We start from the raw sequence: 23,433 nt of genomic DNA, 5'->3' as shown, positions 1-23,433 counted from the left end.
CCAATGAAAGTCGTCATTTGCGGTGCCGGTCAGGTCGGCTTCCACATTGCGCGCTATCTCTCCGGTGAGGACAACGACGTCACCGTCGTGGATCAATCGCCGGAATTGATCGGCAAAATCAATGACCAGCTGGATGTTCAGGCCTTTGTCGGACACGCGTCCCATCCGGACGTGCTGGAGCGGGCAGGGGCCGCGGATGCCAACATGCTGATCGCCGTGACTTTCGCGGATGAGGTCAACATGATCGCCTGTCAGGTTGCGCATTCGCTGTTCAACGTCCCGACCAAGATCGCCCGCATTCGACAGCAAAGCTATCTGAACCCGATCTGGTCCAATCTGTTTGCCAGGGACCAACTGCCGATCGATGTGATTATCTCCCCGGAGATAGAGGTTGCACGGGCCATAGCCCGCAGAATCCGGGCCCCGGGCGCGTTCGACATGATCCGGATGGGCGACGACAAGGTCCGCGTCATCGGCGTTCGCTGTACCGACACATGCCCGGTCATTCATACACCGCTGCGGCAGCTGACCTCGCTGTTCCCGGACCTGAACATCACCGTAATGGCGATTTTCCGCGACGAGACCATGATGATCCCGTCCTCCGACGACCAGATGCTGCCGGGGGACGAGGTCTATTTCATCGCCGAGACCAGCCATGTGCCGCGCGCCATGACGGTGTTCGGCCATGACGAGAAGGAAGCCCGCAAGATCCTCGTCATCGGCGGCGGCAATATCGGCATGACCCTGGCCGGGGAACTGGAAGCGAGCAACGACGGCTATTCCGCCAAGATCGTCGAAATGGACAAGGTTCAGGCCAGGAAGGTTGCGGAAGCATTGCCCACGACAGTGGTCATCCAGGGCGATGCCCTTGATCATGAGATCCTGGAAGAGGCCGGCATCCGGAATACCGAGGCGGTGGTCGCCGTCACGGATGATGACGAGACCAACATCCTGTGTTCGCTGCTCTGCAAGCGTTACGGCGTCGACAGGGCCATCACGCTGGTCAACAAGAACTCATACGGACCGCTGATTACGACCCTTGGCATCGATGTCGTGGTCAGTCCGCGCGAAATCACGGCCTCAACCATCCTGCAGCATGTCCGGCGCGGCCGCATTCGTCAGGTCCACAGCCTGCGCGACGGATTCGCGGAACTGATCGAGGCGGAGGCGATGGAGACGTCAAGCCTGGTCGGCGAGCAGTTGAAGGATGCCAAACTGCCGAATGGCGTCATCGTCGGTGCTGTCATTCGCGGCGACGATGTGATCATTCCGCGGCCGGATACCGTTGTCCGCGCCAAGGACCGCGTGGTACTGCTGGCCGCGGCACAGGCCGTCAAGAAAATGGAAAAGATGTTCGCCGTAAGGCTCGAATATTTCTAGGAAAATGCACGATACCGTACTGCCTCGCCCGTCTGCGATCCTGTATGACTGGGACAATACGCTGGTCGATACCTGGCCGGTCATCCACGCCGCGATGAACAGCCTGTTCCGCCATATGGAAATGGCAGAATGGACGCTAGAGGATACGAAGGCCCGCGTCCGCAAGTCGATGCGGGACAGTTTTCCTGAAATGTTCGGGGATCGCTGGGAAGAGGCGCGGGACGTCTTCTACGCCAGTTTCGAGGCCGTCCATCTTGATGCCCTGGTTGCCGCCCCGGGCGCGGAAAGCATGCTGTCAGCCATTCAGAAGGCAGGTATTCCGCAGGGTGTCGTCTCGAACAAGCAGGGGCGATATCTGCGAATGGAAGCGGACCACCTGAACTGGACGCCCTATTTCCGCAAACTGATCGGTGCGGGGGATGCCGCACGTGACAAGCCCGCGCCGGACCCTGCGATCCTGGCCCTGGACGGCCAGCCAAGCGGGATCGGCCCGGCCGTCTATTTCGTGGGGGATTCCAGCGTCGATATGGAAATTGCCCATGCCGCAGGCATGACCCCCATTCTGATTCACCCCAACCCCGATCTGTCCGGAGAGTTTCGCGATTGCCCACCGGTGCGGCACTTTGACGGGCTGCCGGCATTTCACCATTTTTTAACGGCGGAACAACGGTTTGTCTGATAGTGTCTGGTTGACTCGGCGGAATCGGTGATTCCGCCCCATACGTGTTTGCGACATTAAACCGTTGTATTTTTGCGGATTTGTCCAAAAATCGGATGGAAGCAGCAAGAGCGGACCGAAAAACAACAACGTTGCCATACGGAAGGGGGCATCCATGTCGTCCGACAAGAACCAGAACCTCCAAGATACGTTTCTGAACCATCTTCGGAAAAACAAACTTCCCGTGACGGTGTTCCTGGTGAACGGCGTGAAACTTCAGGGAATCGTTACGTGGTTCGATAATTTCTGCGTGCTGCTGCGACGTGACGCCCACTCGCAGTTGGTTTACAAGCACGCCATATCCACCGTCATGCCTGGCAGCCCGATCCAGTTGTTCGAGCCCAATGAAGGCAGCGGCGAGGAGAGCTGAGCGTAATTGACCGAGACCCGATACCGTACGGAGCACCGGGGCTGGACCGCCGCCGGTGCTCGGCGTGCTGCCGTCATATACCCGGAAATTCCCGGCGTCTCCCAGAGGCGCCGCAGCCCTGAAGCACGTCTGGAGGAAGCCGTCGGTCTGGCGGCCGCCATCGACCTGGACGTTGTCCACGCCGAGGCCGTTCGGCTGTCCAAGGTTGTCCCGGCCACCCTGCTGGGCGGCGGCGTGGTCGAACGTCTGAAGGGAATCTGCGCGGCTCTCGAGACCGAACTTCTGATCGTCGATGCCAGCCTGACGCCGGTTCAGCAGCGCAACCTGGAACGGGACATCGACACAAAGGTCATCGATCGCACCGGCCTCATTCTGGAGATCTTCGGAGCCCGGGCACGCACCCATGAAGGGCGTCTGCAGGTCGAACTGGCGGCATTGACGTTCCAGCGATCCCGCCTTGTCCGCAGTTGGACCCATCTGGAGCGGCAACGCGGCGGACTGGGCTTCATCGGCGGTCCCGGGGAAAGCCAGATCGAAATCGATCGCCGCCTGATCGACGAGCGCATCGTGCGCCTGAAGAAGGAGCTGGAACAGGTCGCCAGAACCCGGGGCCTGCACCGCAAGGCGCGGGAGAAGGTGCCTTATCCGGTGGTCTCCCTTGTCGGCTACACCAATGCGGGCAAGTCCACTTTGTTCAACCGGCTGACGGATGCGTCCGTCATGGCCAAGGACATGCTGTTCGCGACGCTGGATCCGACCATGCGCAAGCTGGATTTGCCGAGTGGCCGAACCGCCATTCTGTCTGACACTGTCGGGTTCATCTCGGACCTGCCGACCGACCTCGTGGCCGCCTTCCGCGCCACTCTGGAAGAAGTAAGGGCAGCACAGGTCCTGATCCATGTGCGCGATATCTCGTCCGGCGAGACCGAGGTTGAGAAATCCGACGTCGAGCAGGTCCTTTCCTCCCTTGAAATTGATCCTCAGACGGTCATGTTGGAGGCGTGGAACAAGACGGACCTGCTGCCTGAAGAGGGAAGGGGGCCGGTCGAAGCGCGTGCCGCGGCTGCTCGGGACAGTGAGGACGACCCGTCGGCCTATGCGATCTCCGCCGCTGAAGGCACCGGATTCGATCAGCTTCTGGCGGCGATCGATGCCGCACTGGCCCGGTTCCGGGAGACACGCCGCGTTCGGGTTCCGGCCGGTGACGGTGCCGCCGTTGCCTGGCTGCATCGCTTCGGCGATGTGTTGGGGCACGAGACGGACGAAACGGAGGGGACGCAGATCGTGACGGCCTCTCTCGATCCCGGGGACTGGGACCGGTTCGCGCAGCGTTTCGGTCATCCGACTGAGGCCGAAGAATAGAAAATCCAGCGATTCCGCCCTTTTTTCCCCGCCATCCATTGACATACCCCGTATGGCCCGTATATGCGGATAGCACTCACATGCGGGGAGTGCTAACACCTCGTTCACGGGCCGACCGGCGAAACGTCGCCAAGGCTCCCGAAACAACGCTGGCTTAAGGGGAAACACCATGAAATTCCGGCCTCTGCACGATCGCGTTCTGGTGAAGCGCGTCGAAAGCGAGACCAAGACCGCGTCCGGCATCATCATTCCGGATACGGCCCAGGAAAAGCCGATGCAGGGCAAGGTCCTGGCCGTCGGCAACGGCACCGTCAAGGAAGACGGCAGCGTCCGCAAACTGGACGTGAAGAAGGGCGACACCGTTCTGTTCGGCAAATGGTCGGGCACGGAAGTCAAGATCGACGGCGACGAGCTGCTGATCATGAAAGAGTCCGACATCATGGGGATCATCGAGTAAGCGCGACCGCTCCGGTACCGCGCTTTTTTCGTATCCGAACAAACTTTTAGAAGGAGTCTAGGGCAATGGCAGCCAAGGACGTCAAATTCTCGACCGAAGCCCGGGACAAGATGCTGAAAGGCGTCGACATCCTGGCCGATGCGGTCAAAGTCACCCTCGGCCCGAAAGGCCGCAACGTCGTGATCGACAAAGCCTTCGGTGCCCCGCGCATCACGAAGGACGGCGTCACGGTCGCGAAGGAAATCGAACTGTCCGACAAGTTCGAAAACATGGGCGCCCAGATGGTGCGCGAAGTCGCGTCGAAGACGAACGATCTGGCCGGTGACGGCACGACGACGGCGACGGTTCTGGCCCAGGCCATCGTGCGCGAAGGCGCCAAGGCCGTGGCCGCCGGCATGAATCCGATGGACCTGAAGCGCGGCATCGATCTGGCCGTCGAAGCGGTCGTCGGTGACATCCAGAAGCGCGCCAAGAAGATCAAGACCTCCGACGAAGTCGCCCAGGTCGGCACGATCTCCGCCAACGGCGACCGCGAAGTCGGTGAAATGATCGCCGCCGCCATGCAGAAGGTCGGCAATGAAGGCGTCATCACCGTGGAAGAAGCCAAGGGCCTGACCACGGAACTGGACGTCGTCGAAGGCATGCAGTTCGACCGCGGCTACCTGTCGCCGTATTTCGTGACCAATCCGGACAAGATGGTCTGCGAACTGGAAAACCCGATGATTCTTCTCCACGAGAAGAAGCTGTCCAACCTGCAGGCCATGCTGCCGGTTCTGGAAAGCGTTGTTCAGAACGGTCGTCCGCTGCTGATCATCGCGGAAGACGTCGAAGGCGAAGCGCTGGCGACCCTGGTCGTCAACAAGCTGCGTGGCGGCCTGAAGGTCGCGGCCGTCAAGGCCCCGGGCTTCGGCGACCGTCGCAAGGCCATGCTGGAAGACATCGCCATCCTGACGGGCGGCACGGTGATCTCCGAAGACACCGGCATCAAGCTGGAAAGCGTCTCGCTGCAGATGCTGGGTCAGGCCAAGAACGTCACGATCACCAAGGACGAAACCACGATCGTCGACGGCGCCGGCAAGAAGAAGGAAATCGAAGGTCGCTGCGGTCAGATCCGTCAGCAGATCGAATCGACCTCCTCCGACTACGACCGTGAGAAGCTGCAGGAACGCCTGGCGAAGCTGGCGGGCGGCGTTGCCGTCATCCGTGTCGGCGGTGCGACCGAAGTCGAAGTGAAAGAGAAGAAGGACCGCGTCGACGACGCCATGCACGCAACCCGTGCCGCCGTCGAAGAAGGCATTGTCCCGGGTGGCGGTGCTGCGCTTCTCTACGCCACCAAGTCGCTGAAAAAGCTGGAAGGCGCCAACCACGACCAGTCCGTCGGTGTCGACATCGTGCGCCGCGCCCTGACCGCCCCGTGCCGTCAGATCGCGAACAACGCCGGTGAAGATGGCGCGGTCATCGTCGGCAAGATGCTGGAGTCGAAAGACGCCAACTGGGGCTTCGACGCTCAGAACGCCGTCTATGGCGATCTGGTCAAGGCCGGCATCATCGACCCGGCGAAGGTCGTCCGTTCCGCCCTGCAGGACGCGGCCTCGGTCGCCGGTCTGCTGGTCACGACGGAAGCCATGGTTGCCGACAAGCCGGAACCGAAGGGCTCCGCCCCGGCCGGTGGCGGCATGCCCGACATGGGCGGCATGGGCGGCATGATGTAAGCCTGCCCAGGCACCACGTTACGAAGAAGGCCGTCGGGGCGACCCGGCGGCCTTTTTCTTTTCGGCGATGCTGATAGGTTCTCCTTTACGCCAAACAATGAAGCCCGCCATGCCCGAAACCCTCTCCCTCAAAGATGTCTACACCCTCGCCAGAGCAGCGCTGATCGGCGCGGGCACGGCGGAAGATCCGGCGGAAGTCGTGGCACAGAGCATCACGGATGCCGAGGCGGAGGGGATCCGGAATGTTGGGCTGGCCTATCTGCCGATCTATTGCCGGCATGTGTCCATCGGCAAGGTGGTCGGCGATGCCGTCCCGGTGGTGACACGAACCGGACCCTCCGCGCTGATGGCCGATGCGGGGCACGGCTTCTGCCATCCGGCCTTTACGGCAGGGGAGGAGGCCTTCTACGCCCTGGCGCGGGAAAACGGGATCGCCGGGTTCGGCATCCGTCATTCCTATGCGTCCGGCGTCATCGGCTGGTTCAGCGACCGCATGGCGCGCGCCGGGCTGATCGGCATGACCTTCACCAATGCCTCCGCCACGCTGGCCCCGTTCGGCGGCAGGAAACCCCTGTTCGGCACCAATCCGATCGCCTTCGGCGTCCCGCGCCGCGATGGACCGCCGCTGGTCATCGATCAGAGCTCCACCGCCACGGCCCGGATCAACATCGCCCTCAAGGCGCAGGCGGGCGAACCGATACCGGAAGGCTGGGGCCTGGATGCCGACGGCAATCCCTGCACCGATCCCACTATAGTCCTCGGCGAAGGCTCAATGGCCCCGTCCGGCGGGTATAAGGGCGCCGCCATGGCGCTTCTGGTCGAAATCATGGCCGGGGGCCTGACCGGCGCAAAATGGTCTTTCGAAGCCTCCAGCCTGGGGGGAGACGAGGGCGGTCCGCCGGACATCGGGCAATTCTATCTGGCCATCGATCCCGCCCGTTTCGGCGGCGAAGGAATGGCCGACCGGATCGAAACGTTGTTCGGCGCGATGCTGGAACAGGATGGCGTGCGCCTGCCAGGCAACCGACGGCACGAGAACCGGGCCAAAGCGGAAGCCAAAGGGGTCGAAGTGCCGGACGACCTGCTGGCCACCCTGGGCGGCTATGCCGAAGGGGGGCAGGGGTGACTCTGACGGACCGCATCGACACCGCGAAAGTCGAGGCGCTGCTGCGCGCGGCGGCGGAGACCATCGTATTGCCCCGGTTCGACAGTCTGCGCGGTCATGAGATCATCGAGAAGGCGCCGGGCGACCTCGTCACAATCGCGGATCTGGAGGCGGAGCGGTTCCTGACGAAGGAATTGAGCGCCCTGTTGCCGGGCAGCCTCGTCGTCGGCGAGGAGGCCCATTCGAAAGACCCGGAAATCCTGCGCCGGTTCGAGGATGACGGCCCGGTCTGGGTCATCGACCCGGTCGACGGCACCAAGAACTTCACGAAGTCCAGTGCGACCTTCTGCATGATGGTCGCCCTGGTTGAGCGCAACCGGCCGGTCATGGGCTGGATCCACGATCCGCTGCCCAACCGGACCGCCATTGCCGTGGCTGGGGCAGGGGGCTGGCTCGACGGTCAGCGGCTGACCATTCCGGAGGCACCGCCGGAAAAGGAGATGATCGGCCTCGTCAACGCCTGGTATTTCGAGGAGCCTCGGCGCAAACAGGTCCGCGCCGAGGCGCAGGCCCGGTTCGGGCATGTCTCGTCGCTGTCCTGTGCCGGCCAGGATTTTCTGGCGCAGGCTCTCGGGCAGCGCCATTTCTCGTTCTACCGACGGCTCTGGCCCTGGGATCACGCCCCGGGGGCGCTGCTGCTGCGAGAAGCCGGCGGCATGATCGAACGCGTCGACGGCACCCCGTATCGTGCCGGCGACCGCGTCCACGGCCTGCTAAGCGCGCCGAACGCGGAAATCTGGCGAAAACTGCGCCGTTTTCTGATGAGCCGCGACTAGCGGAAAGGACTAGACCGGGAACAGGCCGTCCGGATTGCCGACAGGATAGAATGTGACCGGCGCCGTGCGGCCGCGAACCGGCACTTCGGCCGCGGTCAGTGTCGCCGTCGCGACCCCCGCCGCCAGGGCTACCTCATGGGATAGGATCACCGGAACGCCATGTTCCTTGGTAAGGCTTTCCAACCGGGCGGCGATGTTGATCGTGTCGCCGATGGCTGAGGTGATCTGGGCGCGGGGCGGGCCCATCGCGCCGACGATCGCTTCACCATGATGCAGGCCAATTCCGACGGCCAGCGGGAAGGGCAACTCACTCTCCAGGGATTTATTCAGTTTTTCAAGGCGTTGCAGCATGGCTCTCGCCCCGTTCAGGGCCGACCGTGCCCCGATCTCCGGCGACGTTTCCAGGCCATAGAGCGCCATCAATCCGTCGCCGTTGAACTGGGCATAATGACCACCGGTCTCCGCAATGGCGTGGCTCATCTCGGAAAAGAACTGGTTCAGGATGAAAAGGACGTCATAGGGAAGCTTTTCCTCGCCGAGCTTGGTCGACCGGCGGATGTCGATGAACAGGCAGGTAACCTGCCGTTCCTCGCCCTCGAGGCCTCCCATCTGGCGGCCGTCCCGCGCGGTTGCCGTGGGCGGCAGCAGGGGGGAGACACCCAGATGCGCCTTCGGCCGGATCTGACAGGCAAGACGGACGCCTTCCAGGGCCTTGATCCGCTGCAGGGCAGACTCCTCCAGGTCTGCGGGCGGCTCCAGTTCCTCCGCGCCCTGAATGACCCGCACGCGACAGGTTGTGCAGCGGCCGCGGCCGCCACAGACCGCGGCATGGGGCCGCCCGGCCGCGCGCAGGGCCTCCAGGGCCGTCGCCCCCAGCGGTACCGGCACGCGCGTCCCGTCCGGCAGCATCAGGGCCACGCGCGGCTTGCAGACAATGCGGTCGCGGACAAACCGGGCCAGAAACGGCACGGTGCCGAGAAGGACAAAAGTCGCGGTCGCCGGGGCTTTCCAGGCAAGCAGCGGCTGTATTTTCGCCGGATCGAACCGGGCCTGGGACAGGATGGCATTCACCATATGGTCGCGATCCAGTTCGAACAGCACTTCGAACCCGGACGACACATAACCGGCAAGGGATAGCGCCGGCAGAACCAGGGCGACGCCCAGCAGCTGCCGGCGCCATGCGCCGTACCAGTCCTTTACGCGCAACCAGAAATGCAGACCGATGCAGCCATGGGTCCAGGCCACGATCACGGCCAGCCCCTGAAGGACGCCGGTCACCGGTTCGGCAACCCAAAGCGCCGCGATGACATAGCGGTAGGTCGGATCGACCCCGGCGACTTCCTCGGCAATCCGGGTGCCCAGGATATGCTCGACAATCAGGATCGGGATGATCAGGCCGCTGCCCATCTGGGCAGCTTCCCAGCCGGTGATCGTCATCGTGCGGCGGCGATAGATCGCCAGGATTGCCACGAAATAATGCGTCAGGAAGGCAAGGGACAAAATCGCGGTTCCGACCGGCGTGCGCCAGGTCGTCATCAGGATGTCATGCGCGTGGCCCATTGCCTGGAACGAGACCAGGCCGAATGCATGGTTGATCAGATGACAGGTCAGAAAGAGAAACAGGATCGATCCGCTGATCGCCCGCAGGCGCGCCTGTACCGTCATGACCGTCCCATGTTCCCGCAAGTTGCTCTTGTTGCTTGCCGGCAGGGTATCACGGCTGCGGGCCGCGTGGTACAAGGCAGAACCGCCTTTGGCCCATGGGATACACCCCAATTTATTTTCCATAATATACATTATCACGATTACGGAATGGCAACCGGACACTTCGCATTGCGCCGGTGCTCGCGTCATTGCACTCTACCGCCCGACAGACACCCTACCACCAACATCCTGACCGTTTGAGACCCGCCTGTGACGATTCAAGAACTGAACGCCTACCTGAAGGCCCATCCGGAAACGAAATACATCGACGGAGTGCTGTTCGACATGTGCGGCTTCGCGCTTGGAAAGCGCTATCCAATCCGGGATGCGGCGAAGCTGTATGAGGACGGGCTGACCATGTGTGCGGCGGTCACCCTTCTGGACGCGACCGGCAACACGAGCGACCCGAAGGGGTTCGGCGTGTCCGACGGTGATCCGGACGCCCTGGCCTTTCCGATCGCAGGCACATTGACGCCGGTTCCCTGGGCGGCGGAACCGACGGCCCAGGTTCTGATGTCGATGCGGCGGCCGCAATCCGGCGAAATCGTGCCGTTCGAACCAAGACAGGTTTTGAAACGTGTCGCGGACCGCTTCGACGACCTGAAGATCACCCCGGTCGTGGCCCTGGAACTGGAGTTCTACCTGATCGACCTGGATCGGGGCTCCCAGGGCGGGCCCCTTCCCGTGCGTTCACCGGCAACCGGTCGCCGAATGGACTCCAAGAAGGTCTACAGCATGGACACGCTGGACGAATTCTCGGAGGTGCTGGGGGCCATTACCGATGCCTGCGCCATCCAGGGCATACCGGCCTCCGTCGCGTCGACCGAATTCGCGCCGGGTCAGTTCGAGTTGAACCTGAACCATGTCACGGATCCGCTGCAGGCGGCGGACCATGCCTGTCTGCTGCGCCGCTGCGTCAAATCCGTCGCGCGTCAGCACGGCATGGACGCGACGTTCCTGTCCAAGCCGTTCGCGGAAGAATCCGGGTCCGGCCTCCATGTCCACATCAGTTTTCTTGGAGAGGATGGGGGCAATATCTTCGACGAATCAATCGATTCGAATGAAGAACGCATGCGACACGCGATGGCCGGCCTGCAGGCGACGATGGGACAGTCCATGGCCTTTTTCGCACCCAACCTGAACGCCTTCAGGCGGTTCGAGCCGAATCTCTTCGTGCCCGTCACGACGGACTGGGGCTATGACAATCGCTCGCTTGCGTTCCGGATTCCCTCGGCGCGTGGACAGGCGAAACGGATCGAACACCGTGTCGCCGGGGCGGATGCCAATCCTTATCTCGCCCTCGCCTGTGTCCTGGCCGGATTGCACCACGGATTGTCGAACCGGCTGGAGCCGACGACACCGCCGCGGGACGGCAATGCCGGGGAGGAAGCGGATCCCGCCCTGCCCCTGACGATCTGGCGCGCCCTGGACGCCCTGTCCGGCGCGACCATTTTGCAGGAGTATCTGGGCAGCGATTATGTCGACATCTATCACACGGTGAAGAGCAACGAGTTTCTGGACCTGCTGTCCGAACCGCTGCCCAGGGAAATGCAATGGTATCTGTAGAAATGACGGCGGTGATCCCGGAACTTGTCCTGATCGCCGGCATTCTGGGGACATTGATGATCGGTGCCATGAGCCCGGGACCGAGTTTCGTACTGGTGACGCGCATCGCCATCGGCGGCGGACGTTCGGACGGACTCGCCGCCGCCCTGGGAATGGGGACCGGCGCCGCCCTGTTCGGGGCCCTGGCGCTGCTGGGCCTCAACTTCCTGATCGCCCAGGCGCCCTGGCTCTGTACCGGGCTGAAGATCGGTGGCGGACTGTATCTGCTGTATCTGGCCGTTCGCATCTGGCGTGATGCCCGCATACCGGCCGGGCGAATGACCGAAGACGGATCGCCGCCCCCTGCCCGATCTGCGCAACGCGCCTTCGGACTGGCCTTCCTGATCCAGGTCAGCAACCCGAAACTGGCCGTGGTCTATGGCAGCGTCTTCGCCGCCTTCCTGCCGCCTGAAATTCCCCTGTGGATGAACATCGTGCTGCCGCTCGCCTTTTTCATCATGGAGACTCTCTGGTATGCCGTCGTCGCAATCGCCTTCTCCTCAAGGCATCCGAGGGCGGCCTATCTGCGTTTCAAGGTCTGGATCGACCGGGCGGCAGGCGCCGTCATGGGGGTCCTGGGCGGCAAGCTGATCGCGGAAGGCGTGGCGCGCTAGCCCGTCCCAAACAAGAAGCAGAGTGCTCGACATATGCAGAACGGCCGCAATATCGACCGACTTATCGACGTCATGGCGCAATTGCGCAATCCGAACGGCGGCTGTCCCTGGGATTTGGAGCAGGATTTCACGACAATCGCACCCTACACGATCGAGGAGGCCTACGAGGTCGCCGACGCCATCGCCCGCGGTGATATGGACGAGTTGCGGGATGAGTTGGGGGATCTGCTGCTGCAGGTCGTCTTCCACGCCCGCATGGCCGAGGAACAGGATCGTTTCGACTTCGATTCGGTGGCCGGTGCCATTGCCGACAAGATGATCCGACGTCACCCGCATGTCTTCGGCACCGACGGTGCGGACACGCCGGACGCGGTCAAGCAAAGCTGGGAATCCACCAAGGCCGCGGAACGGGCGGAAAAGGGTCAGGATGACAGTGCCCTTTCCGGGGTCGCACTCGCCCTTCCCGCCCTTCAAAGGGCTGAGAAACTGTCCAAACGGGCTGCGCGTGTCGGCTTTACATGGCCCGAAGTGTCTTGGGTTTTCAAGGACCTGGACGAAGAGGTTGAAGAACTTAAGGAAGAAATTGAGGCCGGCGGCGATCCAGACCGGCTGGAGGACGAGTTGGGCGACATCCTCTTCGTCGTCGCCAATCTGGCGCGCATGCTCAATGTCGATCCGGAAAAGGCCCTGCGCCGTACCAATCGCAAGTTCGAGCTCCGGTTCCGGGCGATGGAGACATCATTCGCGCAGGAGGGCCGGCAGCTTCCGGAATGCAGCCTGGACGAGATGGATGCCCGTTGGGACAGTGTCAAAGGCGTTGAAAACGACTAGGCGGCCATCCGCCGCTCAGACGTTCAGAGCGTAGATCGGCTGAGGTTCCGTCACGCCGCGCAGTCGATGACTGCCCATCGCCTCCCAGTCGGCATGGGCCAGGGCGATGAATGCGTCCGATGCCAGGATCGGCCGATCAAGCGGTTTGGTCAGGTCTTCCAGACGGGCGACTTCGTTGGCGGTCGGGCCGATCACCGAGAATTCCAGGCGCTCCGGCACGCCGATATTGCCGTAAAGTACATCCCCGACATGGAGGCCGAGACCAAAGCGGATCGGGTCGCGGTCATGGGGCGGCGGATCGGCATTGATGGCTTCAAGTCTTCGGATCGTGTCCCGCGCCGCGGAGACCGCCATGCGCCCTGCCCGTTCCGCGCCGCCGGGCCCGCCGATCGGAAAGATCGCCAGGACGGCATCCCCGATGAAGCGCAGCACCTCTCCGCCGTGATCCAACACGGATCCCGCAGTGCATTCGAAATATCGATTGAGGCGCTCCAGAAAGATGCGCGGGTCCATCTTGTCCGCCGTGACGGTGGAGTCACGCATGTCCGAGAACCAGACCGCGGCGCGGATGGAATCGCAATCGCCGCGCCGGATATGCCCGCGCAGCACGCGCTCCCCGGCCTGACTGCCGAGATAGGTGGACGCCAGATTCTGCGCCGTGGTTTCCCGAACCAGCGATTTCAGGGCAACCGCCAGACGCGGGAAGAGGCGCTTGATCGTCTGAATGCAGGCATCGGAAAACCCGCCCTCCGCATCCGTCGAGAAGCTGGCTATACAGCCATCCAGCTCGTCCAGGGCGCGTTCCAGCGGCTCCGAAAAGCCGGCACGGACGCAGAGGTAATCGGTCATTCCGCGCTCCTGGAATTCGCGGATCACCGGAAACTCGTCGACGCCTTCGCCCAGATGAATTCGGGCCCGAATTTCGGTCCTGTGGACGTTCAGGACCGCCTTCAGCGGACTCTGTTGCCAGGCATCGGTCGAGGCACCGTGATAGCTGAACCGGTCGCGGACCAGTCCGTCATCGCGGCTCCATACGACAGAGAATGCCTTGAACAGGGGATGCAGCTGGCCGCAGGCGATGTGAACCCGGCTGATCGGGATTCCGCCCGCGACCATCTGCTCGCAAAGATGCTTCATCAGGCGGTCCGCTCGGGTGCCCCGCAGGCTTTCGTCGACCAGCCAATCGCTGGTCTGCTGAATCCAGTCTGTCAACATGGCCCGAGAATACCGCCTGACGCGCGATCAGTCATTCGCCAATAGATGGATCAAGCTGGATGTATCCCAACGGTTTCCACCTCGTCCCTGGACTTGGGCGTAGAACTGATCGACCAGGGCCGTCACGGGCAGACGCGCGCCGTTGTTCTTGGCCTCGGAAAGGCAGATGCCAAGGTCCTTGCGCATCCAGTCGACGGCGAATCCGAAGTCGAACTCACCCTTGCACATGGTGCCGCCCCGGTTTTCCATCTGCCAGGAACCGGCGGCGCCCTTGGAGATCACGTCGATCACCTTCTCCATGTCCAATCCGGCCTTCACGCCGAAATTCATGCCTTCCGACAGCCCCTGCAGCAGGCCGGCAATGCAGATCTGGTTGACCATCTTGGTCAACTGGCCGGCCCCCGCCGGTCCCATCAGCTTGCAGGAACGGGCGAAGGCGCCGATTGCCGGCTCGGCCTTGGCGTAGACAGCCTCGTCTCCGCCGCACATGACCGTCAGGACGCCGTTCTCCGCGCCAGCCTGGCCACCGGAAACCGGCGCGTCGATAAAGCCAATGCCCGCCTCTGCACCGACCGCAGCCAGTTCACGGGCCACATCCGCGGAGGCCGTGGTGTGATCGACAAAGACCGCACCTTCGGCCATTCCCGCGAAGGCGCCGTCATCGCCCAGCACCACGCTGCGCAGGTCGTCGTCATTGCCGACACAGGCAAAGACGATCTCGGCGCCCTCGGCGGCCTCACGCGGCGTCGTCTTGGCGCTGCCACCGAACTCGGCCGCCCACTTCTCCGCCTTGGCCGCCGTGCGATTATAGACCGTCACGTCGTGGCCGCCCTTGGTCTTCAGGTGACCGGCCATCGGATACCCCATGACCCCGAGCCCCAGAAATGCAACCTTCGCCATAAAGCGTCCTCCCTTGATGCGTGTGGAAATCCCCACGTTCGAAGTAACCGATCTGGCCGTCCGGTCAAGCCAGCGGCCGTTCAGACATCCAGTTCCATTCCGTCGTAAGCGGGTTCGACCCCGTCCGGCAGCGTACGCCGCAGGGTCGCGTAATCCAGATCGATATGCATGTTGGTCAGCACCGTACGTTTCGGCTTCAACCGGTCAACCCATTCCAGGGTGCGGGCCAGATGCGCATGGCTCGGATGCGGCCGGTAGCGCAGCGCGTCGATCACGAACAGCGACAACCCTTCGAACATGCTCATCACGTCTTCCGGAATCTCCGACACATCCGGAATGTAGCCCACATCCCCGATGCGATATCCCGTCGCCGGAATGGATCCATGGACGATGCGGACAGGCGTGACCGGCACTCCGGCAACGTCGACCGGACCGGTTAGCCCATGAGCATCAAGGATCGGCGGATAGTCCTTAACCTGCCGGAAACAGTAGTCGAAACGCGATTTCAACTGCTCAAGGATATCCGGCTCGGCATAGACAGGCACGCGGCGGCGGTTGAGCAGGACCAGGCCGCGCAAATCATCGATCCCGTGGGCCTGGTCGGCATGCAGGTGCGTGTAGAAAACGGCGGCGATGTCCGAGACACCGGCAGCCAGAAGCTGCTCGCGCATGTCCGGCGATGTATCGACCAGGATGTGCTTTCCCTTCACCGATGCCAGCAGCGAACACCGGGTACGGCGATTGCGCGGCTCGGTCGGGTCGCAGGCCCCCCAGCCGCTGCCCAGCCGCGGCACACCGCCGGAAGAGCCGCAGCCGAGAATCCGAACCCTCATGCGATGCCTTCCGGCCGGACCGTCTTGGAAAACAGCCGGAAGAAATTATCGGTCGTAACCGTTGCCAGTTCCGATCCGGTCATCCCTTTCAGTTCCGCCAGACGCTCGGCCGTGTGCACGACGAAGGCCGGTTCGTTCTGCTTCCCGCGCTTCGGCACCGGGGCGAGATAGGGCGAGTCCGTCTCGACCAGCAGATTTTCCGCCGGGACCGCGGCCACCGCTTCGCGCAGTTCGTCGGCCTTCTTGAAGGTCAGTATGCCGGAGATCGAAATCGCCATACCCATCGCGACCGACCGCTCCGCGAGCCACTTGCTGCTGCTGAAACAGTGAATGACCCCGGGATAGGCGCCGTTGCCCATCTCGTCTTCCATGATGGCAACCGTATCCTCATCGGCGTCACGAGTATGGACGATCAGCGGCAGACCGGTTTCCCGCGCGGCCGCGATATGGGCACGGAAGCTCCTCTGCTGCGCCTCGCGAGGACTGTGCTCATAGAAGTAATCCAGACCGGTCTCGCCAATGCCGACGACCTTCGGATGGTCGGCGAGTTCGATCAGCCGTTCCGCCGTGATTTCCGGTTCGCTTTCTGCCTCATGCGGATGAATGCCGACGGTGCACCAGACATTGTCATGATCCTCCGCAATCGCGCGGATGGTCTCGAACTCGGTCACCTTCGTGCAGATCGTCACCAGGGTTCCGACACCAACCCGCCTTGCGGCCGACACGACCTCCGTCAGGTCGCGCCCGTCGCGTTGCAGGTAGTCGAGATGACAGTGACTGTCGACCAACATGCCGGCTTAGTCCGCTTCCGGTTCGACGTAGCGCGGGAAGACGGGCGCCGGTTTCGGCAGGGCCGTCCCGGCAACAAGGGCCGCGTCGATATCGGCGAAGGATCTGTTGTCAGCCGGGACTTCCAGTTGATCCAACAGTTTCGCAGCGGAAGCGGGCACGACCGACTGGACATAGATGCCGAGGATCCGAATGACATCGGCCAGAACGTACAGAACGGTCTCCATTCGCGCCGGATCCGTCTTGCGCAGGGCCCAGGGTGCCTGGGCGTCGACATAACGGTTTGCCTCGCCGACGACTTTCCAGACCGCCTCCAGCATCTTGTGGATGGCCTGCATGTCCATCGCTTCGCGCATGCCGGTCAGAGCGCCCTTTGCAGCCGCGATCAGTGCCTCGTCCTCCGGCGTCAACGGACCTGGAGTCGGAACTTTGCCATCACAGTTCTTGGCGATCATCGACAGAACGCGCTGCCCCAGATTGCCCAGGTCGTTGGCCAGATCGGAATTGATCCTGTTGACCATGCTTTCCTTGGAGAAGGACCCGTCATTGCCATAGGGCACTTCGCGCATCAGGAAATAGCGCACCTGGTCCAGCCCGAACTCATCGATCATGGCCTGCGGCGTAATTACATTGCCCAGAGATTTCGACATCTTCTGGCCTTCAATGTTCAGGAATCCGTGCCCGAAAACACGCTTCGGCAGCGGCAGATCCGCAGACATCAGGAAGGCTGGCCAGTAGATCGTGTGGAACCGCATGATGTCCTTGCCGATCACATGCAGATCGGCCGGCCAGTACTTCTGATAGCTTTCCTTGCCTTCGTCCGGAAAACCGGTCGCGGTGATATAATTAGTCAGGGCGTCGAGCCAGACATACATGATATGCCGGTCATCGCCCGGCACCGGAATGCCCCAGTTGAAGCTGGTGCGGGAAATCGACAGATCCGTCAGCCCCTGCTTCACGAAGTTCACAACCTCGTTGCGGCGATAGTGCGGCAGGATGAAATCCGGATTGGCCTCGTAATGCGCCAGCAGTTTGTCGCCATAGGCCGACAGCCGGAAGAAATAGCTCTCTTCCTCGACCCATTCGACCTCGGCACCGGACGGCGCGAACTTCTTGCCTTTGTTCGGCCCCTCGCCCTCGGTCAGTTCGTCCTCGCCGAAATAGGCTTCGTCCCGGACTGAATACCAGCCGGCATACTTGTCCAGATAGATGTCGCCCTTGGCGGCGATGCGCTTCCAGATCTCCTGGACGCTGTCATGGTGCCGCGCCTCCGTGGTCCGAATGAAGTCGTCATTCGAAATATCAAGCGTCTCGGCCATCTCCTTGAATTTCGATGCGATTTCATCGCAAAAGGCAGATGGCTCCTTGCCTTGACTGCGGGCAGTCTTCTCGACCTTCTGACCGTGCTCGTCCGTGCCGGTCAGAAACATCACGTCATACCCGTCCAGACGTTTGAAACGGGCGATCACGTCCGTGGAGATCGCCTCATAGGCATGGCCGAGATGCGGCGGTCCATTGACGTAGGAGATCGCCGTGGTGACGTAAAACGATGGTTTGCTACCGGCATCGCGCGACATGAACTGGTCCAATTCGAAATCACCGAGGAAACTCAGCGCCGTGCCGTCGCAACCTTTTGCAGCTCGCCAAAGGCCGCCACGATCAACTGACGCTTATCTAGATTGGCCGGGTTGTCCGACTGGGCAAGAAGGCCGGTCAGTTTCTCCCATAGCTGCATCGACGTTTCAAGGCCGCCCAACGCGTTCCAGCCCTCGAGCGCCCGCTCTTCCTCGGGAACGACGATTGCCGGTCGAATGCCCGTCGCCTGGGACCGAATGGCACGCTTGATCCACCAATCGAACAGGTTCCGAAACGCCAGATAAGCCGCTTCCGCATGCTTGGGTGACAGTGTGTCTGCAAGTCCGTATAGCTGCTTCGGATCGGGTCTGGCCGGATTGGAAAGCAGCACCAGCACCGCGCGATACAAGTCGATCCCACCGGCGGCGGCGTAATCGAGGGCACGGCCGATACTGCCCTCCCCCAACTGGATCAGGATACCCGCGTCGGAATCCGAAATGTCCGGCGCATGCTGCCGGATCAAGGCCCGCATATCGTCCGGCGACAGCGGCGACAGAGTCAGCTTCCGGCACCGAGACCGGATCGTCGGCAGCAATCGGCCCGGCGCATGGCTGACAAGCAGGAACAGGGTGTGGGGCGGCGGTTCTTCCAGGGCCTTCAGAATAGCATTGGCCCCGGACGTATTCAGTTCGTCGGCACTATCGATGACAATGGCCTTCCAGTCGCTTTCCGCCGGTGTCTGATGGACGAATCCCAGAATGCCGCGCACGTCCTCGACCGGGATGGATGTCTTGCCTTCCGGTCGCTCCAGGGCCCTGAAATCCGGATGTCCGCCGGACACGATCCGTCGAAAGGTGCCGCTTTCCGGGGACAGGTAGAGCCCATCGCCGGCCGGCTCGCCAAACAATCCGGCGCCCTGCCCGCCATCGCCGCCCGCCAGCACCCAACGGGCCATTCGATAGGCCAGCGTGGCCTTTCCGATCCCTTGCGGACCGCAGATCAACCAGGCATGCGGGAAGCGACCCGACGCCCAGGCCTTCGTGACGGTTTCCTCGGCGTCGGCATGTCCGAAGAGGTCCGGATTGTGACGGGCGCGCGGCGGCCCCGAATCGTCTTCACCGCTCATGCCGGCGCCCCAGGGAGCGCGAATCGATCCAGAACAACCGCCTGAATTCGCTCTGACACGGCATTCATGGACCCTTCCGCGGAGACCGTGACAATCCGGTCAGGTTCCCGGGACGCAATGGAAAGGAAAGCCTGGCGCAGCGATTCATGGAAGGTACTGCCCAGCTTTTCGAAGCGATCCGGCCCTCCCCGCTCCGCCGCCCGCGCGAGGCCTGTCGAAACCGGCATGTCGAGCAGCAATGTGAGGTCCGGCTTGAACCCATCGAGGCTCAGCCTGTCCAGTTGCGCAATCCAGTCCGCCCCCAGCTCGCGGCCATACCCCTGATAGGCGAGTGTCGAATCGCTGAACCGGTCGCAGATCACCCATTTGCCGTTCGACAGGGCTGGCTTGATGACGCGATCGACATGGTCGCGTCGCGCGGCATACATCAGCAGCGCTTCGCTGACGGGTCCCCAACGATCCCCGGCGCCTGAAACAACGAGGTCCCGAATTGCCTGCGCCCCTTCGGTGCCGCCGGGCTCTCGGGTGACGACCGTCTCGATTCCGGCTTGCGTCAGGAATTCGGCCAGCCGCGCGCATTGTGTGGATTTTCCGCTGCCTTCACCGCCTTCAAAGGTGATGAACCGGCCAACTTCCGCCATCAGCCGGACTCGCCAAAGACCAGGTATTCCAGGGCGGCGCGCAAGCGACCGAAGGAGCCGAGCCGTTCCACCGGTTCACCGGCAACGACGGGAATTCGGACCGTATCGAGGCCGGGGGCGCTGACGACCACTTCGCCGTAGGGCGTGCCGGGTGTGATCGGCGCGGCAATCGGCTCCTCGGTATGCAGCACCACCTTCAGATCGTCGCGGACGGATCGGCGCAGCACAATGTCGACTGGCTCCTGGACAATCAGCGGAACGCGCCCTTCCTTGCCCAGCCAGACCGGTGCTTCGGACACTGTCTCCCCCGCTTCGAACAGACGGTATGTTCCAAACTCCCGGAAGCCCCAGTCAAGGACCCGCTCGGCCTCAAGCGCCCGCTCTTTCGACGAGGTCAGACCGTTGACCACCAGGATCAGGCGCTGGTCGTTCCGAACGGCCGACGCGGTGAGCCCGTAGCCGGATGCCTCGGTATGGCCCGTCTTCAGGCCATCGGCGCCAATGTTCCGGTACAGCAGCGGATTCCGGTTGCGCTGCGTAATCTCGGAATAGGTGAACTCCGTCTCGGCGTAGAAATGGTAGTATTCCGGGAATTCCCGAATGATGCGCTCGGCCAGCACGGCCAGATCGTGCGCCGTCGTGTAGTGCTCGTCATCCGGCCATCCGCTGGCATTCCGGAACTGGGTGCCGGTCATGCCGATTTCCCGGGCCTTTGCGGTCATTTCCCGGGCAAAGGCTTCCTCGCTGCCGGACAGGCCCTCCGCGACGACAATCGTGGCGTCGTTGCCGGATTGAATGATGATCCCCCGCAGCAGGTCCTCGACCCGGACACGGGCGCCGACTTCGACGAACATCTTGGATCCACCCTTCCGCCAGGCCTTTTCGCTGACCGGGAAGGTATCATCCAGAGAGAGGGTGCCGTTTTTCAGGCGCTCGAAGACCAGATAGGCGGTCATGAGTTTGGTCATAGACGCCGGGTACATCCGCTCATCGGCATTCTTGGACAGCAGAACCGTCCCGGTATCGTAGTCCACCAGGACAGCCTGAAGGGCCTTGGTCTCCAGGCCGCTGACATCCTGCGCCGCTGCTGGGACGGTCGCCAATCCGATGAAGGCGATGGCAAGAAGCGACTTTCTGGCGAGGGTTGCGAGCATCCTTCCTCCAAATTCGGCGAGTCTGATCGTTCGGGTGGCGACGGTCGCCAGTTTGCCCCATCGTATCGTGTGAAATCCAGGCAGGATCGCGGTCCGATTGGGGCTAATTCTTGTTGACCACGATCTGCGCGTCCGTATAGCCCGCCTCGATCACCGCGACCAGCAGCGATTCCAGTCTTTCGTCATCCTTCAGCGGGCCTAGTCGGACACGGTATAGCGGGGTGGACGATCGCGTAATCTCTTCCACGATGATCGGCCCGAGATAGCTGAGCGAGACCCGCGCGCGGTCGGCATTGTGAAACTGTCCGAAGGCACCGGCCTGGATGTAGACCGAGGGGTCGGGTGTCACCGGCACCACCTCCAGATCGGATTCGATGCGCGCGTCGGCCTCCGGGCGCTCGATCGGCACTTCTTCGCGCGGCAGTTCCGCCTGCTGCACCGTCGATGAAGCCGTCCCTGGCGGCGCGGACAAGTCTTCTCCAGCCACCGCGCCGGTGGGCGCCGATTGCGGCGGCGGCGGTTCAGGCCTGGACGCCTGAACGAAGGCCGGGCCACCGGAAACGGCGGCGGCCAGCTTGCGGCTCTCCGCCTCCAGCACCTCAACCCGGACCAGGGCGGTTCCCTTCACTTCGAACCCCAGAAGCTGGGCCGCACGGCGCGACACATCGATGATCCGGCTGTGGGCGAAGGGCCCCCGGTCATTGACGATGATCTTCAGCGACCGCCCGTTTTCCAGATTGGTGACGCGCACCATGGAAGGCAGCGGCAGGGTGCGGTGGGCGGCGGACACCCGATTTTCGTCGAAAATGGCGCCGTTGGCAGTGTGCTTGCCGTGAAATCCGGGACCATACCAGGAAGCAATGCCTTCTTCGACATAGCTGAAATCTTCTTTAGGATAATACCATATATTCTTGATCTGATACGGCTTTCCGACCTTGTACGCCGCACCGAGCTCCGGCATCTGCGGGTCGGCGGATGGCGGCACCACGGCATTACCGACGGATTTGGACGCCTGGGACAGGAAGGACAGTTCCGCACACGCGCCAGGGAGCAGCAGGACCAGTAGCAGCGCGAACCGTGCGATGGCATTGGGCATTCAGACTCACCCTCCCCTCAGGGTATTCAGCAACTCATGGGTCGGATACCCGTCCGGCGGAAGACCACGGGACTTCTGATAGGCCTTCACCGCGCCGCGTGTCATCGGTCCGACCATGCCGTCCGGCTCCCCGGTATCGAATCCCGCCGCCGTAAGGCGCTCCTGCAGGTCGATGATGTCGTCCCGGTGCAAAGGTTTTTCGTTCGCCGGCCGCTTCGCCACCAGGTTCCCCAGCCCAATCAACCGGTCCGACAGATGACCGACGGCCAGGGCGTAGTAGACGGAGCGGTTCCAGGTCATGATGGCTTCGAAATTGCCATAGACCAGAAAGGCGGGTCCGTTGACGCCGGCCGGCAGAACGATGGCGCCTTCGATATCGGCTACCGGTAAATCCGCCCCGTTGGCCCGCCGCACACCGAGCGACTGCCACTCGGAAATATGCTTTCGGACCGACAAGTCCGCGGCCTCCAGATCGAAGCCGTCGGGAAGTCGGACTTCCCGGCCCCAGGTTTCGGTGTCGTCCCAGCCGATCTGGGACAGATAGTTCGCCGCCGAAGCAAACACATCCGGCAAGCTGTTCCAGATGTCCTTGCGGCCGTCCCCGTCGCCGTCCGTGGCGTAGCCGGTGAAGGTCGACGGCATGAACTGCGGCTGCCCCATGGCCCCCGCCCAGCTGCCCTTCATGTTCGAAGCGGCAATATGGCCCTGATCGAGAATCGTCAGGGCATGGAACAACTCGGCACGGAAAAACTCCGAACGCCGCGCATCATGGGCGAGCGTGGCAACCGCGCCGATCACCGGGAAGCCGCCCGTATAATCCCCGAAATTGGTCTCCATCCCCCAGAAGGCGACAAGAAAGCGTGGCTGAACCCCGTATTTGTCTGCCACGTCGCGCAGCAATCCTGCATGCTGCTGCAGCAGCGCGCGCCCGCGGGTAATCCGGTCTTCGGTCACGAAGGAATCCAGATAGCCCCAGAACGTCCGGGTGAATTCCGGCTGGCGACGGTCCAGTTCCAGAACACGCTCGATCGGCTGCAGATCATTCAGCGCCAAATCCAGAGTTGACCCTTTGAGCCCCTTGGCGAGCGCCTCGCTACGGACCCCGTCGAGCCAGGTTGCGAAGTCGTTGGATTGGGCGGAAGCGACGGTCGGGCTTGCCCAAACACTCGCCATTGCGGTTACAGCCAGGAGAAGATTTCGCATCACCGGATTTTTTCGATTGAGTTGCCGACAGACAGGCTTACGCCAATCCGGAACCTCACCACAAGGGATGTCTACATCCTTCTGAAAAACATCCTTTTTTGGCCGCAATTCCCAGACGGCGGCAACAAAGGCACGCGAATCGCGGCCGGGGCATTTGCCTGACGCTACGGTCTGGTGTAACTCAGCTATAGGACGGCAGGGTGATAA

The 23,433-nt window shown here is 62.5% G+C and carries 22 protein-coding genes; 11 read left to right on the top strand and 11 right to left on the bottom strand.

Going from position 1 to position 23,433, the window contains the following annotated elements; translation table 11 throughout:
• Window positions 1–3 precede the first annotated feature (3 nt).
• The 8 genes from trkA (at window position 4) to R8L07_18710 (ending at window position 7,940) form a co-directional block, all read left to right on the top strand.
• Window positions 4–1,380: a Trk system potassium transporter TrkA gene (gene trkA / locus R8L07_18745; protein MDW3207578.1), complete on the top strand. Its 1,377-nt coding sequence runs from the start codon at window positions 4–6 to the stop codon at window positions 1,378–1,380.
• Between the two features lie 4 nt (window positions 1,381–1,384).
• Window positions 1,385–2,059, top strand: coding sequence for an HAD hydrolase-like protein (locus R8L07_18740; GenBank protein MDW3207577.1), 675 nt, complete (start codon window positions 1,385–1,387; stop codon window positions 2,057–2,059).
• A 154-nt stretch (window positions 2,060–2,213) separates the two neighbouring features.
• A complete protein-coding gene (hfq, locus tag R8L07_18735; protein MDW3207576.1) occupies window positions 2,214–2,468 on the top strand; it encodes an RNA chaperone Hfq in 255 nt (84 codons plus the stop codon).
• A gap of 75 nt (window positions 2,469–2,543) precedes the next feature.
• Window positions 2,544–3,830 (top strand): GTPase HflX, encoded by a 1,287-nt coding sequence (gene hflX / locus R8L07_18730; GenBank protein MDW3207575.1) that lies wholly within the window; start codon window positions 2,544–2,546, stop codon window positions 3,828–3,830.
• Window positions 3,831–3,999: 169 nt separating this feature from the next.
• The gene (gene groES / locus R8L07_18725; protein ID MDW3207574.1) at window positions 4,000–4,287 is read left to right on the top strand and encodes a co-chaperone GroES; all 288 of its coding nucleotides are present in this window, start codon (window positions 4,000–4,002) and stop codon (window positions 4,285–4,287) included.
• Between the two features lie 65 nt (window positions 4,288–4,352).
• Entirely contained in the window at window positions 4,353–5,999 is a 1,647-nt protein-coding gene (groL, locus tag R8L07_18720; GenBank protein ID MDW3207573.1) for a chaperonin GroEL, read from the top strand.
• 109 nt (window positions 6,000–6,108) lie between these two features.
• On the top strand, window positions 6,109–7,125 hold the full coding sequence (locus R8L07_18715) for an Ldh family oxidoreductase (protein MDW3207572.1): 1,017 nt from the start codon (window positions 6,109–6,111) through the stop codon (window positions 7,123–7,125).
• On the top strand, window positions 7,122–7,940 hold the full coding sequence (locus R8L07_18710; protein MDW3207571.1) for an inositol monophosphatase family protein: 819 nt from the start codon (window positions 7,122–7,124) through the stop codon (window positions 7,938–7,940). Before R8L07_18715 ends, R8L07_18710 begins: the two co-directional genes overlap by 4 nt.
• Before the next feature lie 9 nt (window positions 7,941–7,949).
• Here R8L07_18710 and R8L07_18705 read toward each other — a convergent pair whose 3' ends face one another.
• Window positions 7,950–9,605 carry an adenylate/guanylate cyclase domain-containing protein gene (locus R8L07_18705; GenBank protein ID MDW3207570.1) on the bottom strand — a complete coding sequence of 552 codons (1,656 nt, stop codon included), beginning with the start codon at window positions 9,603–9,605 and terminating at the stop codon, window positions 7,950–7,952.
• A 249-nt stretch (window positions 9,606–9,854) separates the two neighbouring features.
• On the opposite strand from R8L07_18705, the gene R8L07_18700 reads away from it, so the two are divergent.
• From R8L07_18700 to mazG, 3 genes are read left to right on the top strand one after another with little or no spacing between them, the layout of a single operon-like run.
• Window positions 9,855–11,210: a glutamine synthetase family protein gene (locus R8L07_18700; GenBank protein ID MDW3207569.1), complete on the top strand. Its 1,356-nt coding sequence runs from the start codon at window positions 9,855–9,857 to the stop codon at window positions 11,208–11,210.
• A complete protein-coding gene (locus R8L07_18695) occupies window positions 11,198–11,863 on the top strand; it encodes a LysE family translocator (GenBank protein MDW3207568.1) in 666 nt (221 codons plus the stop codon). The genes R8L07_18700 and R8L07_18695 overlap by 13 nt, the downstream gene beginning before the upstream one ends.
• Before the next feature lie 33 nt (window positions 11,864–11,896).
• A complete protein-coding gene (gene mazG, locus R8L07_18690) occupies window positions 11,897–12,694 on the top strand; it encodes a nucleoside triphosphate pyrophosphohydrolase (protein MDW3207567.1) in 798 nt (265 codons plus the stop codon).
• A 15-nt stretch (window positions 12,695–12,709) separates the two neighbouring features.
• On the opposite strand, the gene R8L07_18685 is transcribed toward mazG, so the two are convergent.
• The 10 genes from R8L07_18685 to R8L07_18640 form a co-directional block, all read right to left on the bottom strand.
• On the bottom strand, window positions 12,710–13,909 hold the full coding sequence (locus tag R8L07_18685; GenBank protein ID MDW3207566.1) for an adenylate/guanylate cyclase domain-containing protein: 1,200 nt from the start codon (window positions 13,907–13,909) through the stop codon (window positions 12,710–12,712).
• Window positions 13,910–13,936: 27 nt separating this feature from the next.
• Window positions 13,937–14,809, bottom strand: a complete 873-nt coding sequence (locus R8L07_18680; GenBank protein MDW3207565.1) for an NAD(P)-dependent oxidoreductase — start codon at window positions 14,807–14,809, stop codon at window positions 13,937–13,939.
• Between the two features lie 80 nt (window positions 14,810–14,889).
• A complete protein-coding gene (locus R8L07_18675) occupies window positions 14,890–15,642 on the bottom strand; it encodes an MBL fold metallo-hydrolase (GenBank protein MDW3207564.1) in 753 nt (250 codons plus the stop codon).
• Window positions 15,639–16,433, bottom strand: coding sequence for a TatD family hydrolase (locus tag R8L07_18670; GenBank protein MDW3207563.1), 795 nt, complete (start codon window positions 16,431–16,433; stop codon window positions 15,639–15,641). Before R8L07_18670 ends, R8L07_18675 begins: the two co-directional genes overlap by 4 nt.
• A gap of 6 nt (window positions 16,434–16,439) precedes the next feature.
• Entirely contained in the window at window positions 16,440–18,008 is a 1,569-nt protein-coding gene (gene metG / locus R8L07_18665; protein MDW3207562.1) for a methionine--tRNA ligase, read from the bottom strand.
• A gap of 32 nt (window positions 18,009–18,040) precedes the next feature.
• The gene (locus R8L07_18660) at window positions 18,041–19,132 is read right to left on the bottom strand and encodes a DNA polymerase III subunit delta' (GenBank protein MDW3207561.1); all 1,092 of its coding nucleotides are present in this window, start codon (window positions 19,130–19,132) and stop codon (window positions 18,041–18,043) included.
• Complete coding sequence (tmk, locus tag R8L07_18655) at window positions 19,129–19,773, bottom strand: dTMP kinase (protein ID MDW3207560.1); 645 nt, start codon at window positions 19,771–19,773, stop codon at window positions 19,129–19,131. Before tmk ends, R8L07_18660 begins: the two co-directional genes overlap by 4 nt.
• Window positions 19,773–20,927, bottom strand: a complete 1,155-nt coding sequence (locus R8L07_18650; GenBank protein ID MDW3207559.1) for a D-alanyl-D-alanine carboxypeptidase family protein — start codon at window positions 20,925–20,927, stop codon at window positions 19,773–19,775. The genes tmk and R8L07_18650 overlap by 1 nt, the downstream gene beginning before the upstream one ends.
• Before the next feature lie 103 nt (window positions 20,928–21,030).
• Window positions 21,031–22,023, bottom strand: coding sequence for a septal ring lytic transglycosylase RlpA family protein (locus tag R8L07_18645; protein ID MDW3207558.1), 993 nt, complete (start codon window positions 22,021–22,023; stop codon window positions 21,031–21,033).
• A 6-nt stretch (window positions 22,024–22,029) separates the two neighbouring features.
• The gene (locus R8L07_18640; protein MDW3207557.1) at window positions 22,030–23,226 is read right to left on the bottom strand and encodes a lytic murein transglycosylase; all 1,197 of its coding nucleotides are present in this window, start codon (window positions 23,224–23,226) and stop codon (window positions 22,030–22,032) included.
• Window positions 23,227–23,433 lie beyond the last annotated feature (207 nt).

Source organism: Alphaproteobacteria bacterium, assembly GCA_033344895.1.
Taxonomy (GTDB): domain Bacteria; phylum Pseudomonadota; class Alphaproteobacteria; order UBA8366; family Aestuariispiraceae; genus Pacificispira.
Note: the sequence above shows the minus strand (reverse complement) of the source record. Positions and strands in the feature narration are given on the sequence as shown.

What these genes read in the sequence shown, in the direction of transcription:
- trkA (MDW3207578.1), top strand. Translation starts at nt 4, where the DNA reads ATGAAAGTCGTCATTTGCGGTGCCGGTCAGGTCGGCTTCCACATTGCG.
- R8L07_18740 (MDW3207577.1), top strand. Translation starts at nt 1,385, where the DNA reads ATGCACGATACCGTACTGCCTCGCCCGTCTGCGATCCTGTATGACTGG.
- hfq (MDW3207576.1), top strand. Translation starts at nt 2,214, where the DNA reads ATGTCGTCCGACAAGAACCAGAACCTCCAAGATACGTTTCTGAACCAT.
- groES (MDW3207574.1), top strand. Translation starts at nt 4,000, where the DNA reads ATGAAATTCCGGCCTCTGCACGATCGCGTTCTGGTGAAGCGCGTCGAA.
- groL (MDW3207573.1), top strand. Translation starts at nt 4,353, where the DNA reads ATGGCAGCCAAGGACGTCAAATTCTCGACCGAAGCCCGGGACAAGATG.
- R8L07_18715 (MDW3207572.1), top strand. Translation starts at nt 6,109, where the DNA reads ATGCCCGAAACCCTCTCCCTCAAAGATGTCTACACCCTCGCCAGAGCA.
- R8L07_18705 (MDW3207570.1), bottom strand. Translation starts at nt 9,605, where the DNA reads ATGACGGTACAGGCGCGCCTGCGGGCGATCAGCGGATCGATCCTGTTT.
- R8L07_18695 (MDW3207568.1), top strand. Translation starts at nt 11,198, where the DNA reads ATGGTATCTGTAGAAATGACGGCGGTGATCCCGGAACTTGTCCTGATC.
- mazG (MDW3207567.1), top strand. Translation starts at nt 11,897, where the DNA reads ATGCAGAACGGCCGCAATATCGACCGACTTATCGACGTCATGGCGCAA.
- R8L07_18685 (MDW3207566.1), bottom strand. Translation starts at nt 13,909, where the DNA reads ATGTTGACAGACTGGATTCAGCAGACCAGCGATTGGCTGGTCGACGAA.
- R8L07_18680 (MDW3207565.1), bottom strand. Translation starts at nt 14,809, where the DNA reads ATGGCGAAGGTTGCATTTCTGGGGCTCGGGGTCATGGGGTATCCGATG.
- R8L07_18675 (MDW3207564.1), bottom strand. Translation starts at nt 15,642, where the DNA reads ATGAGGGTTCGGATTCTCGGCTGCGGCTCTTCCGGCGGTGTGCCGCGG.
- R8L07_18670 (MDW3207563.1), bottom strand. Translation starts at nt 16,433, where the DNA reads ATGTTGGTCGACAGTCACTGTCATCTCGACTACCTGCAACGCGACGGG.
- metG (MDW3207562.1), bottom strand. Translation starts at nt 18,008, where the DNA reads ATGTCGCGCGATGCCGGTAGCAAACCATCGTTTTACGTCACCACGGCG.
- R8L07_18660 (MDW3207561.1), bottom strand. Translation starts at nt 19,132, where the DNA reads ATGAGCGGTGAAGACGATTCGGGGCCGCCGCGCGCCCGTCACAATCCG.
- tmk (MDW3207560.1), bottom strand. Translation starts at nt 19,773, where the DNA reads ATGGCGGAAGTTGGCCGGTTCATCACCTTTGAAGGCGGTGAAGGCAGC.
- R8L07_18650 (MDW3207559.1), bottom strand. Translation starts at nt 20,927, where the DNA reads ATGCTCGCAACCCTCGCCAGAAAGTCGCTTCTTGCCATCGCCTTCATC.
- R8L07_18645 (MDW3207558.1), bottom strand. Translation starts at nt 22,023, where the DNA reads ATGCCCAATGCCATCGCACGGTTCGCGCTGCTACTGGTCCTGCTGCTC.
- R8L07_18640 (MDW3207557.1), bottom strand. Translation starts at nt 23,226, where the DNA reads ATGCGAAATCTTCTCCTGGCTGTAACCGCAATGGCGAGTGTTTGGGCA.